Here is a 17,004-nt window from a genome sequence, read left to right as displayed (position 1 = left end):
AGGTGTTGGGCAACGGGTGCGTGTGGGCCGACGCGGGTGGTGCCGAACGTTGTGGAGCCGCCGTCGCGGTGAGAGTGGCGCCAATTGCCACTGTCAGGGCACGGCTCGCCAACGTGTCAACGGGGCGGTGCGTGGACTGGGCGAAGTCGGTCTGTCGGAAGGCGGGTTCGGTACAAAGGGGATCCAGTCACTTCAGCGTCGGCGGTCAGTGGATGCGCCTCCTCTCTCGAAGCCGCCGGCGCCACATCGTCGAGCGAGGGGCCGCACACCCGACAATGAGACCGTTAACATAACCGACCCGAAAGGCACTCGCAATGATCGTGCAATTTCCAGATTTCGATCAAATAAGTGTTATCTGATCATCTCTCGATGAATCGCATATTCGAATATGGTCATGCACCAGCGGCGATATGCTCGTAAAACTCGTCATGATGGATGTATCTCGCCCGGATCGACGGCTGCCGTGAGGCGTGGAGGGTCACTCGGGCCTCGCGGCCGAATGTGGACGGCGGCCAACGGCAACGATCCTGTTATCGCTAACATTCGACGGCGAAGCTTGCCCTGCGGCGGAAGTGGGTGTTCGTGGTCGGCGAGCCGGTCGTGACCGCAGATCTAACGCGGTCGACCAGAGGACCGCTCGTGGCAGAATTGCGCGGGCTGGCCCGACGGCCATCCCTCCGGCGGGGTCACCGGCTCAGGGCCACCCTGGACGGCGGGCTGCTACTGGCGCGCACCACCAGCGTCGGCTGCACTCGTGGGTGACGCGACGTCTCGGTCACCGAGCCTGTCTCGATCAGTTCCAGAAGCGTTCCCAAGCAGCGCCGACCGACCTCGTCGAAATCTTGGCGCACCGTCGTCAACGGTGGGGACAGGTAGCGCGACTCGGGAATGTCGTCGAAGCCGACGACGCTGATGTCCTCCGGCACGCGGACTCGGCGCTCGTGCAGAGCCCTGAGCAGACCCAACGCCTGGTGGTCATTGGCGCAGAACACGGCCGACACGTCCGGCCGTTCAGCCAGGTCGAGGCCGACCTCGTAACCTGAGCGCGGGCTCCAGTCGCCCACCAGGACCGGCGGCACTCGCCGCCCCGCTGCCTGCAATGCCTGACGCCACCCATCCTCACGGCTGCGCGCCTGCGACCACGCCTGCGGGCCAGACAGGTGCCACACCGTCTCATGCCCGAGGTCAAGCAGATGCCCGACCGCCAGCTGCGCACCAGCGACCTGGTCGACCGCCACGGTCGGGAGGTCTGCTTCTGCGTCGGGCTCGACCACGACCGCCGGTCCGGCGGCCATCAGCGTGCGGGTCGCTTCAAACACGCTCAACAGGGGCGCGATGACGGCCACGCCAGCGACGGCCTGCGCGGTGAGCCGGTCGAGTGCGTCGGCGACGGCATCGTGGTCCAGCTGCTCCAACGCGACGACACTCACGCTGTAGCCCGCGGTTCTGGCTGCCCGCTCGATGCCGAGCAGGGTCGAGGCCGGACCGAACAGCAGGGGCTCGAAGCTGATGACGCCGATCAGACGTGAACGACGGTTGGCCAGGCCGCGAGCGTTCGCGTTAGGTCGGAAGTTCAGCTGGTGAACCGCCCGCATCACACGATCGCGTGTCTCCGGCCGCACGCTCGGATGGTTGTTCATGACGCGCGAGACGGTCTGGTGCGACACCCCGGCGAGCCGCGCGACATCGCGGATGACCGCACTGCGTGGCTGCTGGCTCATGGCGACCCCCTGACACGGCATGCTAGCGCAGGTATGTTTCCAGCCGGTCATTGAAGTGCCAGTTCACGAGCGTGAAGCCTGCGTGTGGCTGCGACCGGAGGGCCGCGGTGAGGCCAGGCACCGAGTCCTGGCGGGATCTGATCGATACAGATCGAATGGCCCGACTGTGGTGAGTGCTCGCCACGGGCGAACCCTCCCCGGCCGGTTCGCGCCGGCCGGGGAGGTCCCCGCGTGCCGCGTGCAGCAGCGTTTTCGGATCCGGGCAAGCGGCAACGCGACCACGATGTCTGGGCTGCCCAGCCTGACTCCGTGGTGTCAGGCGACCGGCCGTGCCGCGAGGGCGGTGTGGCTGACGCGCCCCACGGCAGCCGCAGGTCCTTCGTCATGTTAACGGTCACTTCGATGCTGTCAACCAATCAACGTATGTGGATCAGAAGCGAGGTCTACTTTGACCGCATGGCGACGCGTGCCGCGTTGCGGCTTCACCTGTATGCATGTTCGTACGGCAAAAGCCCTGGTAGACATCGTGTGTGCCCGCCGGGCGTCGCTGAAGGAGAGCGCGCGGGAATGTTCTACATGCGCGGAACTTCGGCGTAACGTCTTGACTGCAGCCGATGTGATCGCTCACAGTCATGGCGAGTGAATCGCCGATGCTCCCGCCAATTCGGTGCGGGAGCGACCCGGGCCGCCGGCGGCACACTCGCGAACGGCACCTGGTCGGCGATGGCGTCGCGGATTCCGCAGGAACGCATCGAGGGCAGACCGGCTGCCTCGCATCCGTCCCCACCCGAACGACGCAGGAGACACTGATGGATCACCGACCCCGAAGGTGGCGCTTGGGCGCCGCCCTGGTGGCCGCGTTGCTGGCGGCTGTCGCTGTCGGCTGGCAGGCCACCGCCGTCCAGGCGTTGGACAACGGCGTAGCCCGAACGCCACCGATGGGCTGGAACTCTTGGAACACCTTCGGCTGCAGCATCAACGAGACACTCATCCGCCAGATGGCCGACGCGATGGTCAGCTCCGGCATGCGCGATGCCGGCTACCGGTACGTCGTCGTCGACGACTGCTGGTTCAACCCCAACCGCGACGGCTCGGGCAATCTCCAGGGCGATCCCAGTCGATTCCCCAGTGGCATGAAGTCCCTCGGCGACTACCTGCACGGCAAGGGCCTCATGTTCGGTCTTTACCAGGTTCCGGTCGACAAGACATGCGCCCAGTACTTCGGCTCCTACCCCGGAGCGACGGGCAGTCAGGGGCACGAGGCGCAGGACGCCCGCCAGTTCGCCGCCTGGGGCGTCGACTACCTCAAGTACGACTGGTGCTCGCCCAACGGCACGATCGATCAGCAGGTCGCGACCTTTGCCAAGATGCGCGACGCCCTCGCGGCCACGGGACGCCCGATCGTGTACAGCATCAACCCCAACAGCATCCATGCCAAGACCGGACCCCAGCGCAACTGGGGCGACGTCGCCAACATGTGGCGGACGACGGAAGACATCACCAACGCTTGGGATACCGGCCAGACCAACGGCTACCCGATGGGTATCCAGAACATCGTCAACGTCACCGTCCCTCTCGCCTCGTATGCCCGGCCGGGCGCCTTCAACGACCCGGACATGATGGAGGTCGGCCGAGGCGGCATGACCGACACGGAGATGCGCAGCCACTTCGCCCTGTGGGCGATCATGGCCGCGCCGCTCATCGCCGGCAACGACCTGCGATCGATGTCGGCGGCCACCCAGACCATCCTGAAGAATCAGAACCTGATCGCCATCAACCAGGACTCGCTGGGCCTGCAGGCGACCCAGATCAGCAACGACGGCACGCGACGGGTACTGGCCAAACGCCTTGCCGACGGTGATGTCGCTGTGGCGCTGTTCAACCAGTCGAACGCGACCGCCACGGTCTCGACCACAGCCGGGGCGATCGGAAAGACCGGCACCTCCTTCACCCTGCGCGACGCCTGGACCAACACCACCAGCACCTCGACCGGCTCGATCACCGCGAGTGTGCCTGCACACGGCACGGTGGTCTATCGGGTCAGCGGCGGAGCCATCGTGTCGCCGCCGCCGACGACGACCAGCACCCTGGTCAGCGCAGCCTCCGGCCGCTGCCTGGACATTCCGCAGAGCAACACGGCCAACGGCACGCAGCCGATCATCTGGGACTGCAACGGCGCGGCCAACCAGCGCTGGACCGTGAACGGCCAGTCTCTGCAGGCGCTCGGTAAGTGCCTCGACGCCCCGACCGGGGCCACGGCCGGCAGCAAGGTTCAGATCTGGGACTGCACCGGCTCGGCCAACCAGCAGTGGACCTTCAACTCCACCGGAACCATCAGCAGTAACAGTTCCGGGCTATGCCTCGACGTCAACGGGAACGTGACCACGAACGGCACCACCGTCATCCTGTGGAACTGCACAGGCGCTGCCAACCAGCGATGGACCAGGCAGTGATCCAGCACGGTTGAGGGGTCGGCCCCGGTCGGTCCGAACAGCCATGGACACAAGATCTCCGCGGGCTTGTGCCAGCCGGCTTGGCGGTGCAGGTCAGCGGCGCCCGACTCCCCGACCGGAACGGGGGGTCGGGCACCCTGTCGTAGCGCTCAGCGGGTGACTTCCCGGAGCACGACTGCCCCCGCACCCGATAGCGCGCATCCCGCGTCACCCATGAACAGGCCGTAGGCGGGTCTGCCTGGCGTGATGGGGCATCGGCTCTGTGCGTCCGGGTTGGCATCGGCCCGGCCGTGCCCCACGTCAGGCGCAGACTGCCGAGGCCGGCCGGTTCCGTTTAGTCATTTTGCTAATTATTAGCGGTCATGCTAAGAATGCTTGTGACCACGACACGCCGCGAACCACCAACGTCGCCTTCGCTTGAGGACGTGGACCTCGTGTTCCAAGCGCTGGCGCATGAGGCGCGACGCCAGGTGCTGCTCCTGCTTGGCCAGCGCGGCGACGAGCTGCCCTCCGGCTACCTCGCCGCGCGCTTCCAGCACAGCTGGCCGACAACGAGCCGCCACCTGAAGGTGCTCGAGGAGGCTGGTCTCGTGGAGGTGCGCCGGCAGGGCCGTAGCAGCAACTACCGTCTCAACCGGGCACGCCTTGAGCATGTGGTCGGCGGCTGGATGGGTTACCTCGAACCGGTCGGTCCTGAACAGCGCTGGAGCTCGTCGGGCCCGAAGTCGACGGCGGCGCTGGCCGAACGGACGCCACCGGGCTCGCGCGAAAGTAGCCATGCAACCGACAGCCAATGACGGGAATGAAGAGATGAACGCGACAACCCCGAAGATCTTCCGCATCACCGTCGAGGTCGCGAACCTCGAAGATGCCACGAACTTCTATGCCGAGCTGCTCGGCGTACCCGGGCAGCGGCACCCCGGCGCTCGCCACTATTTCGACTGCGGCGGCGTCATCCTCGCGGTACTCGACGTTTCCGAGGGCGGCATGAAACCCGCGCCGGGCGGGAAGTCGATCTACTTCGCCGTTGACGACATCGACGGCTTGCACACTCGCGCCGAGGCGCTGCAGGCGCTGGCACCGTTCCAGGTGCACGGGCAGCCGGCGAGCGACGTGATCGAGCGACCCTGGGGAGAGCGGTCGTTCTACGTCACCGATCCGTGGGGCAACGAGCTGTGTTTCGTCAAGGAGGGCACGCTGTACACGTAGGCCCGGCTACGCGTCGGCTGTTCCGAGGCCGCGCTGGCCGACGCCACCGGCGGCGACGTCGAGTACTCGCCGCCGCTGCAGCACATCAACGCGGGGCAGGTTGGATGAGACGGTCCAACCACAAACATCGCTGCGGGGCAGATCGAGTGAGACGAGGGCTTCGACTGAGTCAGTGAACCTGCCTCGCGCGGTCTAACTACTTGGTGTCCTCGAAGCGAACTTTTGTCGGTCGCTGCCGTAGCGCCGGGCAATCGTCCGCCGCCCGCATGGTGGTCTCGTCGGTAGCGGGCGTCCAGGAGGCAGTTCGTCAACAGCTGGTCGCCCATCCCGGCGCGAAACAGCGTAAAATCTGCCAAGGCGGGCCTTCAGGAACGGTTGTTCGATGTCCCTGTTCGGAAGGTGGTTACCATGACTATTCGCACCCCTCCTATCGAAGATCATCCCGACCTTGCCTCGCTGCGGCTGCGTTACGAGGAAGCCGCCGAGACCCCGACGGCACAGGTAGTTGAGGGACTGACCTTTCTTGCGGGTCTCTACCTCGCGATCTCGCCCTGGGTGGTGGGCTTCACCAGCCATTCCAGCCTGACCGCGAGCAACGTCTTCACCGGTGTCGCGCTGGCGGTGCTGGCCTTGTGCTACGCCACCATGTACGGACGTTCGCACCGGATCGCGTGGGTCGCCCCGATCGTCAGCGCATGGGCGATCGTCGCACCCTGGCTCGTCAGCGGGCCCGCTCCGAGCGTGGGCGCCATCGTCAGCAACGTGATCGTCGGTCTGGTGGGTCTGGCGTGCACCATCGCGATGATGTCCGTAGGCAGGCGAAGCGCCGCCCGCCCGGCAGGCCTCGGCATGTCGTCGGCTGGGCCTCTCCGGGAGGGACGCGCGCCGTAGATTCGATGAGGGATCTTGGACTTCGCGGGACGGTCGTAGCCGTTTCCCGGGGTCGCGACCGTGTAGGTGTAGCGGCCACGCCGAGCTCAGCGAGCCGGCGTGGCCTGATTCGCGCCCTATCTGACGCGCGACCGCGGCCTACCCGGCCGTGCTGTGATCGCTGTTGGCCGGTGTGGCAGTCCTGTATTCGCGATGATCGTTGATGGGGGCGGAAGCGAAGCGGGGTGGTGCCTGTGGTGCTTGTCGGCCGGGAGTCGCAGGTCTTTGTTTTGGCGATGGCGGTGGGTGAGGCTGCTTCCGGGCGGGGTTCGGCGGTGCTGGTCGAGGGCGAGCCGGGTATCGGCAAGTCGGCGCTGCTGGACTGGGCCGCGTCGCGGTGCGCGGGGCTCGGCATGCGGGTGCTGCGGGCGGGCGGGGAGGAGCTGGAGCAGGAGCTGCCGTTCGCCACGGTCGGAGCGTGCCTGGATGTACTGGTGACCGGTGGTGAGCCGGAACGGGCGCGGGTGGCGGGGCTGCTGCGCGGTGAGGGTGCGGGCAGGCGGCCCGGGTCGGCCAGTCATGACTTCGTGGTCACGGAGGCGATGCTGGACCTGGTCGACCGGTGGTGTGCGGCCGGGCCGGTGGCGGTGATCGTCGACGACGTGCAGTGGGCCGACGTGCAGAGCATCGTGGTGCTGCATCGGCTGTGCCGGGGTATCGAGCAGTATCCGCTGCTGGTGGTCCTCGCGGCTCAGCTCGGCCCGCGCGGGGAGGCGGTGGCCGCGCTGGTGCGCAGTATGCAGGCCAAGGGCGCACGACAGGTGACCCTGGGGCCGGTGGCGCCCGAGGCGGTCCCCGTCCTGGTCGAGGCCGTGGCAGGAGCGGCGGCGGGGCCGCGGCTGATGAACGCGGCCGCCGCCGCCGGGGGGCATCCGCTGTATGTGACGGAACTGGTGGCAGGGCTGGCACGGGAGGGCCGGCTGCAGGTCAGCGACGGCGTCGCCGAGATAACCGACACCGGCGTGGCAGACCCCCCGCAGACGCTGCGGGAGGTGATCCTGTCGCGGCTGGCCCCGCTGGCGCCGCAGGCCCAAGCCATGATGCGCAAAGCCGCCGTGCTCGGCGCCGGGATCGACCTGTCCGTGCTGGCGGCGGTGCTCGAGGTGCCGGTGCTGGAGCTGGCCGACGTGCTCGCATCGGCGACCGCGGTCGGGCTGCTGGCCGGGCGCGAGGATCACCTGCAGTTCCGCCATGACCTGATCCGCCAGGTCTTGGCCGATGACGTGCCAGGCCCGGTACGTGAGCTGCTGCGCCAACGGGCCGCACAGGCGCTGATGGCGTCCGGGGCCGACATCGAACATGTAGCAGAACACCTGGCGGCTGTCGGGGGCGGGCAGTACGGAAACTGGCTGCTGGCGGCGGCACCCGAGTTGACGATACGCGCGCCTAAACTCGCGGTGACGTTGCTGCGCTCGGCCATCGACGGCGCCGACACTGCCACCGCGGCCGCGCTGAAAGTGCACCTGATCCGTGCGCTGCTGTGGGACGGCGGCAGCGAAGAGGCCGAACAGATGCTGCACCACGCGCTGTCGGCCGGCACCGACCCGACCGGCGAGGCCGAGTTGCTGCCGCTGCTGATGGACGCCTACTTCCGCCAAGGTCGCCTCGACGAAGCCGCATCGGTCGCCGCCGCCGCCGCCCGGCTGGAGCACCTGGAGCCCGTCCGCCAGGGCAGGCTGTACGGGTTCGCCGCGGCCTGCCTGCTGTTCCTCGGCCAGCCCGACGCCAGCGAACACGCCGCAGACCAGGCACTGCGCGCCGGTCTGCAGACCGGCGACGCGATCTCGCAGGTGTATGGCTACAACACGCTCGCCGGGTTGCGGCTGATGCAGAACCGCGTCGATGAGGCCGTTGCGCTCAACACCGATGCCATGACCGTGTTCGAACGGGCCAAACCGATCCTGATGCTGGATCCGCTCATCGTGCGGGCGCTGTGCTTTTTCGCGCAGGAGCGGCTCGAGGACCTCGACACGGTCCTGGTCACCGCCGCGCGGCGCAACCGTGATACCGGCGGCGTCTACCTGACCATGACCTACCTCATCCGCGCCAACCTGTGGTTCCTGCAAGGCCGCTGGGACGACGCACTGGCCGAGGTCCGTACCGGGCTGGACAGCCCCGACCCGCTGCGCCAGGCACCCGCGTTGCACGGCCTCGCCGCGATGATCGGAATACACCGCGGCGAGACGAGCGCCATCGACGCCGACCTGGCATCGCTGCTGGCGTCCAGCCCGCTCGACACCAGGTTCACCGTTCCGCTGCGCTGGGCCCACGCGCTGGCCGAGGAGGTGCGCGACGGGCCGCAGCATGCCCTGGACCTGCTCTACCCGCTGTGGGAGCAACCCCTGCCGTTCAACCCCCGCTGCATCGGCTACCGGATGTGCGCGGACCTGGCCCGGTTGGCATACGCGGCCGGTGACATCGCCCGTCTACAGGCCCTGGTCGACACCACAGCAGCGTTGCTGCCACAGCAACCCACCGCCAGCCTCAACGCCACCGTCGCACTGTGTCGCGGCCTCACCCACGACGACACACGACACCTGTTGGCCGCGGCAGAATCCTTCGCTGCGGCAGGGTGGCCGCTGCACGAGGCGTATTCCCGCGAACACGCCGCCACCGTGTTCGCCCGGCACGGCCAGTCCCAGCCCGCCCGCGACGAACTGGCCCGCGCACTGACCCTCTACACCAGCCTCGACGCGGCCACCGACATCGCCCGGGCCCGCGCCCGAGCACGCCAGGCAGGCATCCGCCACGGCGTACGCGGACCCCGCGGAAGGCCCAAGCACGGCTGGGCGGCGCTGAGCGAAACCGAACACAAGGTCGCCCTCGCCGTCGCCGAAGGACGCTCGAATCCCGACATCGCCGCGCAGATGTTCCTGTCGCCACGCACCGTGCAGTCACACGTGTCCAGCATCCTGGCCAAACTCGGCCTGCGATCACGGGTGGAAATCGCTCTCAGCGCGATAGCCGACCAGCAGGCGCCACGCTGACGTACCGTGAGCCACCCCGATAGCGTGGAGACTTTCGATCATGGATTGATGAACCCTGAACAGGGGAACTCGTGCTCGTTCCTCGCAGGTATCAGACGAACTACGCCGACTGGGTTCACCGCGACCATCTGGTCTGCCGACTGACCGACAGGGGACACCTCAGCGATCCCCTCACTGGGCGGGTCCCGGTATCGGCACACGCCCCTGACGGCGGCCGAGGACGGCTGCTGGTAAACCAGCTTTGCGACCTCGTCCGCGTACACACCACCCCGGTGGGGACGAGCACCCGGATCCACCCTCAACGTGGGTAGTCGATCACCGTGCGGAGTCGGCGGTGACGTCGAGACCGCGGGCGGCCACCACCTGGGCACTGCCGTCGGCCAACCGGTAGCACAGACCCACAACAGCGGCCCGCCCGGCTTCGACCCGCTCGGCCAGCACCCGAGAACGATCCAAGAGCAGATCAACCGTGTGCCTTATGTGCTCGGCCAGTATCTCGCCAGGCTCAGAACGGCCTGCGGCCAGCGCCGCGAGCACGCTAGGCGTCACCCGCTCGACGACATCGCGGACGTACCCGGCCGGTACCAACCCGTCCTCCAGCGCGGCGCACGCGGCACCCACCGCACCGCACGAGTCATGGCCGAGGACCACCACCAGCGGGCAGTCGAGAACGTCTGCTCCGTACTCGATGCTGCCCAGCACCTCCGGACCCATCACGTGACCCGCAGTACGCACCACGAACAGGTCACCCAGACCACGATCAAAAATGATCTCGGCCGCCAGCCGGGAGTCGGAGCACCCGAACACCACGGCGAACGGGCGCTGGCCCGGAGCGATCTCGGCACGGCGCGTCGCGTCCTGGTTCGGATGCTCCGGGGCGCCGACGACAAAGCGCTGGTTACCTGCGAGCAGCAGCTCGAAGGCTCTAGCCGGAGTCGGAGTCTCGATCTCTGCCATGCTCGCAGCCTAGGCCAGGCCTCGCGATCGCACTGCCTGCTTACCTTCCGCTGCAGGCTGGTGCGGGGTGGAGGCGATGGCGATGCGATCCTTGCCTCGCTGGGGGTGCCGCTGCCGGACCGTGCTGGGTCAAGGTGCGCGTCAAGGGCAGCGACACCAAGGCCCCGTTTCCCGCGGCAGGGGCGGGTACACCAGAACGCTCTGGCGGACATCTCGCGAAGCCGGACCGATTCATAGACCAATTCATGACAAAATGAGCCGATGGGCACTTTGCTGGTGTGACACGCCGGGGGATCACGAGGGCTGGTGAAGTCGTGAGGCGGCGCTGGATATCGCTGGCGGGTGGCGACCGAGTGATCATCGGCTTCGCGTTCGCCAGCCTCGGGTGGCTGGTGATGTACGCCGCCCTCACCTACGCGGGTCGGCACTCACCGGCCCTGGCCCGTTTCGTCGGTGAGATCCTGTACCTGATCCCGGTAGCCGTTCTGGCCGCGCTCAGCTTCAATGCGGTCCGACACACCACCGGCCGGATCCGCACCGCATGGTGGCTGCTACTCGGATCCAATCTGCTGTGGCTTGCCGGGGACATGACCTGGGCGTTCTACGTCTACACCGAGCCGAACGGTCCACCGGTCCCGTCGGTGGCCGACGTCGGCTACCTGACGCGCTACCTGCTCGCGATGCCGGCCATCATGATCGGGCTAGGCCTGAAGCTTCGCGGCCTGCTCGACGCCCTGCTGGTGGCCGCGGCCGGGGCAGCGATCGGCTGGCAGGTGATCCTCAGCCCACTGGCGCCGGGCAGCTGGAACCCCGCTGACTTCGTGACCTTCCTGTATCCGGTGTTCTCGGTGGTCATCGTCAGCGTGCTCGCAGGGCTGCTCATGACCGGATCGCATCAGGTGCCGGCGTCCATGGTCATGGTCGGGGTGGCCTTCGGGATGGCCGCGCTGCTGGACGCGGCCTTCGCGTACTCCACTGTGCTGGGACCTTACAGCAGCTCCAGCTGGCTGAACCTGGGCTGGCAGGCCGAGGCGCTGCTGCTGGGCCTGGCGGCGCTGGTGGCCGCCCGGCGGCCCAGTGCCGACGACCGGTGGCAGCTACGGGCTTCGGAAGTGTCCTTCCTGCCGGCTCTGGTGGCAGTGCTGATCGTCGGCGGCCTCGCGGTGGCGGACATGATCCTCGTCGGGCAGATCGGCCGGGTGACCCTATCGGTCGCCATGCTGCTGATCATGGGCCTTCTGATACGCCAGATCTTTGCCGCTCGCGACCGGGCCAGGCTCAACGAGCAACTGCGTGCCTCCGCCGTCACCGACTCGCTCACCGGCTTGCACAACCGACGCTTCTTCCAGGAGGCGATCGCCGTCGAGACGGACGAGGCGCACTGGCGTGCACCGCTGAGCCTGATCCTGATGGACCTCGACCACTTCAAGGACGTCAACGACAACCACGGACACCTCGCCGGCGATGCGGTCTTGGCCGAGGTCGCCACCCGGCTCAGGCGCTGCCTGCGGGCCAGCGACCTGATCTGCCGGTACGGCGGGGAGGAGTTCGTGTGCCTCCTGCCGCGCACCGGCGTCGCAGCCGCGATGGAACTGGCCGAGCAGATCCGGGCCGACCTGCGCTCGACCCCGGTGACGGTCCCCGGTGTCGCTGAGCCGTTGGCGCTCACCGCCTCGTTCGGGGTCGCCTGCGCCGACCCGGCCGAAGACGTCGGCAACATCGATCATGGCGACCTAGTCAACGCCGCCGACCAGGCGTTGTACCGGGCCAAGGCGCTCGGACGCGACCGCGTAATCGCTCGCGGGCTGATCGGGCAGGTGGAAGCCGACCCCGCGTGTGACCTGCCGCCGGGCTTGGTCTGGCTGGCCGACCAGGTCGACCGGCTGCGAGGCGACGGCGCGCGGGGCGCGGCGATGAGCCGCTGGGCGTGGAAGACCGCCACCCGGCTCGGCCTGGACGAGGTGACCCAGCTCAGTACCGTGGCCGCAGCGCGGGTGCACGGCATCGACTGCATCAGCCTGCGCTGCGACCCGCCCCCGCCATGCGGATCGGATCCGACCGGGCCGGGCCACGCCCGGGACCGCCCCCAGGGCAGCGTCCGCCTGCTCACCGCACTGGCCCAGCGGCCGGACCTGGCGCCGCTGATCGCCGCCCACCACGAGCACTACGACGGCACCGGCCACCCCAACGGGCTCGCTGGCCACGACATCCCCATCGGCGCGCGAATAATCGCCATCTGCGACGCCTGGGCCACCGTGCGTCCCGCCGCACTCCGCCCCTCCCCGTCGAGCCTCGCGGAAGCTCGGCGAGCGCTCATCGCCGGACGGGGCACCCGGCTCGACCCCGCGATCCTGGACATCTTCCTCGCCCTGCTGGACGAGGGTGCCATCGAGGACTCCGGCCCGATGCGCCAAGCACCGGTTGCAATCCGTTCCAGCACCGCAGCCGCTGACTGACGCCAACCCCGTCACAGCTGCGCCTCAGCCCGAATCAGTGCCGCCGTGATCGTATTGTCCATGATCCCCCGGTCCACCACATTGGACGAGCAAGCACGGTACATCGGGCATGCCGCATCGACACCAGGCGTTGGATGCTATCGCCAAGACCAAGCGACGCAGGCACCAGCTCATATCGACCGCTTCGCGGGCAAGGCCTTCACCCTAGGGAGCTGCTGATCCTGAACGGGTAAGGTGCGGATCGTGGACGGGTTCGAGGGTTTCATGCGCACCGCGACAGGTCACGCTCCCCACCCGTACCAGGCGCGGCTGGCCGCCGAGGGGCTGCCCGAACTGCTCACCGCCCCGACGGGTGCGGGTAAGAGCGTCGCGGGCGTGCTGCCCTGGCTCTACCGGCGGCTGATCGCCGCGCCGGAGAGCACGCCGCGCAGGCTGGTGTACGTGCTGCCGCAGCACAGCCTGCCCGACCAGCTGCACGAGCGGATCGGGCAGTGGCTGGGCAGGCTCGGCTGCGCCGACAAGGTCGGTCTGTACCCGATCACGGACGGCGGCTGGCGGCGTCATCCCGAGCGCACCGCGATTCTCGTGGGCACCCATGACCTGCTGCTGAGTCGCGCCCTGATGCGCGGGTTCGGCGACGCGACCGTGATGGCCCCCGTCTCGTACGCGCTGCTGCACACCGACACCCAGTGGGTCTTCGACGAGATGGACCTGCTCGGCCCCGCGCTGCCGACGACCGTCGAGCTCCAGCGGCTGCGCGACGAGGTCGGCACGCCTTCGCCGACCAGTACGATGTGGATGTCGTCGGATGCGTCTCTTCCAACGGTCGCGCGGATCACCCGGCTGGACGTCGACCCCGCCTACTACGTCGACGGGCTCGTCGGCGCGCTGACGGCCGCGCATGTCCCCGGCACCCAGACCATCGCCGTGCTCAACACAGTGGAGCGGGCGCGTGCGTTGTACGTGGCGCTGCGGGAGGCGGGACGGGACGTCCTGCTGATCCATCCGGGGTTCCGGGCCGCGGACCGTCGGCGTCTGCTGTCCGAGCTCGGCGAGACCGGGCACGACCGGATCGTCGTCTCGGCGCAGGCGCTGGAGGCCGGGATCGACGTCTCCAGCCGCACGCTCCTGACGGAGCTTGCCTCCTTGAGCTCGATCGTGCAGCGGGCAGGGCGCTGCAACCGCTACGGCGAGCACCCCGAGGGCGGGGACCTGCTCTGGTGCGAGCCGCCGACCGGCGGAGATCCTGACGTGGCACGCTGGCTGCTCGCTGCGGACCGGCCGCCGGTCCGCCCGGACACTCCGCCCCGTCAGGAACTGCGCCTGCACGACCTGCTGGAGCTGTTCGACACCGCCGAGCTGTTCGACACCGCCGAGCCCGACACCGACGTCAGCCGCTGGATCTGCGACGCCGCCGACCTCACGATGATGGTCGCCTGGCGCAACGGCAAGCCCTCCGACGAGGAACCCGGCCCCGGCCGCAACGAGCTCTGCCAGGTCCCGCTCGCCGACCTGCGGCAGCGGGACCAGGCCTGGGTGCGGGACCGGTTGGACGGCCACTGGCGGCCCGCGGTGGCCGGGGACTTCCAGCCCGGCGCGACCGTGTTGCTGGAGGCCGAACACGGCGGCTACCTGCCGGACGAAGGCTGGGCCCCGCAGAGCCGCACCCCGGTGACGGTCTTGGCCGTGCCTCCCAACACGCAGACCTTCGCCTGTGCCAAGTGGGTCAGCCTCGACCAACATCTCATGGAGACCGAGGAGGAGGCACGTCTGCTCCTCGACGCCCTGCCCGGCCTGCCGGCCGAGCAGCGGGAGGCAGTGGCCCGAGCTGCCCGCTACCACGACCTCGGCAAATGCCATGAGGTGTTCCAGGAGATGCTGCGCGCAGGCGGCGGCGACTTCCCGGACGGCCTGCTGGCCAAGTCCAGAGCCCCCTACAACACGGGTCGCTCCCGCCGGCCGCACTTCAGGCACGAGCTGGTCAGCGCGCTGATCCTGCCGGACGGCCAGCCGCTGATCAACTACCTGGTCGCGGCACACCACGGCAAGGTACGGATGACCGTGCGCCCGGCGGGGGAGGAGGCACCCTTGCTCATGGGCGTGCGGAACGGCGACCGCACCCCGCCGATCGAGCTGTCCACCGGCGAGCGTTTCCCCGCCCAGTCCCTGCAGACCGATCTCTTCACGATCGGCCCGTGGACCGAACGGGCGAAGACCCTCCTCGACGACCTCGGTCCCTTCCGGCTCGCCTACCTCGAAACCCTGGTCCGCGTTGCCGACTGGCGTTCCAGCGCCCGCCACGACGGCCCAGTCTCACCAGATGACGGCGAGCCCGGTCGGGCGGTTGGCGATGATTCCCGGCCTCCAGGGCAGGGCATCGGCGGGCAGGACGAGATCCAGCACGGGAAGTGGCTTAGCTGACAGCATCCGTACGATCATGCTCGACAAACCTTTCGTCCCCTTGTCGAGCAATCAGCCCGGCAGTCGTCTGTCGGCGTACGGTCCAGCCACGTCTCGCGGTCGATGTCCACCCTGGGTACGCCGGACACCTCGCCGATCCGAGCCGCGGTGCTGGCGGCGAACCTGATGACTTCGCCCCAGCCTGCGACGCGTCCGAGAGACCGTTTCACGAGTGCATCGGCGAGAACGGCGCAGGCGTGGAGACACCACGAAACCGAGAAGAACGCCGCCCGGGAGTCCGGTGATCTCGCCATCTTGGCCCACGTGACGGCGCAGCAGACGTACGCGATGCTCGATGCTGACCGAGCCGGGGAGGCCGCTCAGCTAACGCAGTACGCCCGCGAGTCGGCTGGCACTGCGATTCCGGAGCTGTTGCGGTCTTGGCCATGGCCGCGGAGGCTGAGTCGTGTGCCGCTCAGCCGATAGTGGTGAAATACCAGGCTGCGGACGTCAGGATGGTCGCCACCAGCACGGTGAAGACCAGGCCGCCCAGCAGCGGCAGGACCCATCCGGCGAGGCCGCTCCTGGTCAACGCGAGCATCTTGATCGTGAACACGCCAAAAAACAGGCATCCGAGTAGCGAGTGAAGCAACACCCGTGTGTCGTAGTGCTGGAAGCCGATTCCGTACAGGCAGAAGACCCCGACTGGCACGGCGACGAAGAACGCTATCCGTCCCGACCATCGATGGAGCGTACCGATCCACCGCGGTGCGGTGATCCTGCGGATCCTGCCGTACATGACCAGCGCCGACGCGAGCTGAACGAGCACGAAGAACGCCACAACAGCGGCCAGCCAGCTCTTGACCAATGCGAGGTCGGCGAAGCCGCTGATGTGGAAGACGATGCTGTCGCCCTTGTGCATGCCTCCGTAAACACCCAGAACGACCGACACCAGAGCGCCGATCAGGATCGGTGTGAGAAGTCGAGCATTCTTCGCCGCGGCGTCGCTCATCTCGGCACCACCAGCGGAGCGGCCGCACCGTAAGGCCCAGGTGCGGCGTCATTCGCCCGCACGCTGAGAATCAGAACGACCACGGCGATCAGTGCCCCGATCATCAGTGTCACCACCGGCGACTTGATCCTCATGAGCGACCTCGGCGGCTTGTTATTGGCCTCTGCGAAGCATTTCGCGGCTGGCCCTAGAACGACAGTGCTCGATCACGCCATACGGTCCCCCGAAATCGGTGAGCGTGTGCCGCAGTGCATGCAGCAACAGTCTAGAGACGGTTCGTGGGCTTATGCGATACTTTGCACCGCTATCAGTCACGAGCGAGACGGGCTGGCCGCTCATCGGACCTCAGGCAGACGCATGGCCGACGGCCCGCGTCGAAGGGACCGCTGCAGGATCGAGCCGACCACGTGTAGCCCGCCGCCGGCGCAGCGGGCCATGGCCGAGCGTGCCGGCGCGACTGTTTCCGAGACTGCCGGCAGCCACGCCATCTATGTGTCTCAGCCGGCTGCCGTCGCGGAGCTGATCAAGAAGGCTGCGGCCGGCAAATAGTGATCGCGGGCCGTGGCGACGGCGGTGAGGAAGATTCCGATGAGCGTCAGGACGACGCTGGTGCTCAATAGCAGTATGGCGGGTGTTCTCGCGACCGGCTCGTGCGGTGGGACTGTACCGTCGCCGGCCTTCCGCTCGTGCTCCGTCGGCGGCCAGGGGTCGGGCCCGTGACCGCCGACGGCGCGTGGCGATCTGGTCAGGGAGTGAGGGCGAAGTCGTCGATGTCGAACAGTCCGCCGCCGCTGCCGGTGAAGACGAGGTACAGCGCGCCGGATCCGGTGGTGATGGTGGTGGTGACGTCGGTGTAGTTGCCGTAGCCGCCGGTGTTGG

The 17,004-nt window shown here is 68.1% G+C and carries 11 protein-coding genes; 7 read left to right on the top strand and 4 right to left on the bottom strand.

Translation table 11 applies throughout. From position 1 onward, the window contains the following. Positions 1-686: 686 nt before the first annotated feature. Positions 687-1,721, bottom strand: a complete 1,035-nt coding sequence (locus tag KUA19_RS42125) for a LacI family DNA-binding transcriptional regulator (RefSeq protein WP_217405644.1) — start codon at positions 1,719-1,721, stop codon at positions 687-689. Between the two features lie 809 nt (positions 1,722-2,530). Between KUA19_RS42125 and KUA19_RS42120 the strand changes: the two genes are divergently transcribed. The 5 genes from KUA19_RS42120 to KUA19_RS44915 all read left to right on the top strand — a co-directional run bounded on the left by KUA19_RS42120 (position 2,531) and on the right by KUA19_RS44915 (position 9,300). Next, the gene (locus tag KUA19_RS42120; RefSeq protein ID WP_217405642.1) at positions 2,531-4,174 is read left to right on the top strand and encodes a glycoside hydrolase family 27 protein; all 1,644 of its coding nucleotides are present in this window, start codon (positions 2,531-2,533) and stop codon (positions 4,172-4,174) included. Between the two features lie 425 nt (positions 4,175-4,599). Next, entirely contained in the window at positions 4,600-4,971 is a 372-nt protein-coding gene (locus KUA19_RS42115; RefSeq protein WP_217405640.1) for an ArsR/SmtB family transcription factor, read from the top strand. Further along, on the top strand, positions 4,952-5,383 hold the full coding sequence (locus tag KUA19_RS42110; RefSeq protein WP_217405638.1) for a VOC family protein: 432 nt from the start codon (positions 4,952-4,954) through the stop codon (positions 5,381-5,383). The genes KUA19_RS42115 and KUA19_RS42110 overlap by 20 nt, the downstream gene beginning before the upstream one ends. 408 nt (positions 5,384-5,791) lie before the next feature. Next, positions 5,792-6,274 carry an SPW repeat protein gene (locus KUA19_RS42105; protein WP_217405636.1) on the top strand — a complete coding sequence of 161 codons (483 nt, stop codon included), beginning with the start codon at positions 5,792-5,794 and terminating at the stop codon, positions 6,272-6,274. 227 nt (positions 6,275-6,501) lie between these two features. After that, positions 6,502-9,300, top strand: coding sequence for an ATP-binding protein (locus KUA19_RS44915; protein WP_217405635.1), 2,799 nt, complete (start codon positions 6,502-6,504; stop codon positions 9,298-9,300). A 315-nt stretch (positions 9,301-9,615) separates the two neighbouring features. On the opposite strand, the gene KUA19_RS42095 is transcribed toward KUA19_RS44915, so the two are convergent. Next, positions 9,616-10,257 carry a carbonic anhydrase gene (locus KUA19_RS42095; protein WP_217405633.1) on the bottom strand — a complete coding sequence of 214 codons (642 nt, stop codon included), beginning with the start codon at positions 10,255-10,257 and terminating at the stop codon, positions 9,616-9,618. Between the two features lie 314 nt (positions 10,258-10,571). Between KUA19_RS42095 and KUA19_RS44910 the strand changes: the two genes are divergently transcribed. Together KUA19_RS44910 and KUA19_RS42085 are read left to right on the top strand one after the other, a co-directional pair. After that, entirely contained in the window at positions 10,572-12,713 is a 2,142-nt protein-coding gene (locus KUA19_RS44910; protein WP_217405631.1) for a bifunctional diguanylate cyclase/phosphohydrolase, read from the top strand. A gap of 243 nt (positions 12,714-12,956) precedes the next feature. Then, the gene (locus KUA19_RS42085; RefSeq protein ID WP_217405629.1) at positions 12,957-15,134 is read left to right on the top strand and encodes a CRISPR-associated endonuclease Cas3''; all 2,178 of its coding nucleotides are present in this window, start codon (positions 12,957-12,959) and stop codon (positions 15,132-15,134) included. A gap of 454 nt (positions 15,135-15,588) precedes the next feature. Here the strand turns inward: KUA19_RS42085 and KUA19_RS42080 are convergent, their stop codons facing one another. Further along, on the bottom strand, positions 15,589-16,125 hold the full coding sequence (locus tag KUA19_RS42080; RefSeq protein ID WP_217405627.1) for a DUF6529 family protein: 537 nt from the start codon (positions 16,123-16,125) through the stop codon (positions 15,589-15,591). A 745-nt stretch (positions 16,126-16,870) separates the two neighbouring features. Continuing rightward, on the bottom strand, positions 16,871-17,004 hold a 134-nt coding region (locus KUA19_RS45215), incomplete at its 5' end, for a carbohydrate-binding protein (RefSeq protein WP_372452057.1).

Source organism: Catellatospora tritici, from assembly GCF_019083965.1.
Taxonomy (GTDB): domain Bacteria; phylum Actinomycetota; class Actinomycetes; order Mycobacteriales; family Micromonosporaceae; genus Catellatospora; species Catellatospora tritici.
The sequence above is the reverse complement of the archived record's forward strand: the minus strand, read 5'-3'. Positions and strand labels throughout refer to the sequence as shown.

Excerpts from the sequence above, each read along its gene's own strand:
- KUA19_RS42125 (WP_217405644.1), bottom strand. The coding sequence starts at position 1,721 with ATGAGCCAGCAGCCACGCAGTGCGGTCATCCGCGATGTCGCGCGGCTC.
- KUA19_RS42120 (WP_217405642.1), top strand. The coding sequence starts at position 2,531 with ATGGATCACCGACCCCGAAGGTGGCGCTTGGGCGCCGCCCTGGTGGCC.
- KUA19_RS42110 (WP_217405638.1), top strand. The coding sequence starts at position 4,952 with ATGCAACCGACAGCCAATGACGGGAATGAAGAGATGAACGCGACAACC.
- KUA19_RS42105 (WP_217405636.1), top strand. The coding sequence starts at position 5,792 with ATGACTATTCGCACCCCTCCTATCGAAGATCATCCCGACCTTGCCTCG.
- KUA19_RS42095 (WP_217405633.1), bottom strand. The coding sequence starts at position 10,257 with ATGGCAGAGATCGAGACTCCGACTCCGGCTAGAGCCTTCGAGCTGCTG.
- KUA19_RS42080 (WP_217405627.1), bottom strand. The coding sequence starts at position 16,125 with ATGAGCGACGCCGCGGCGAAGAATGCTCGACTTCTCACACCGATCCTG.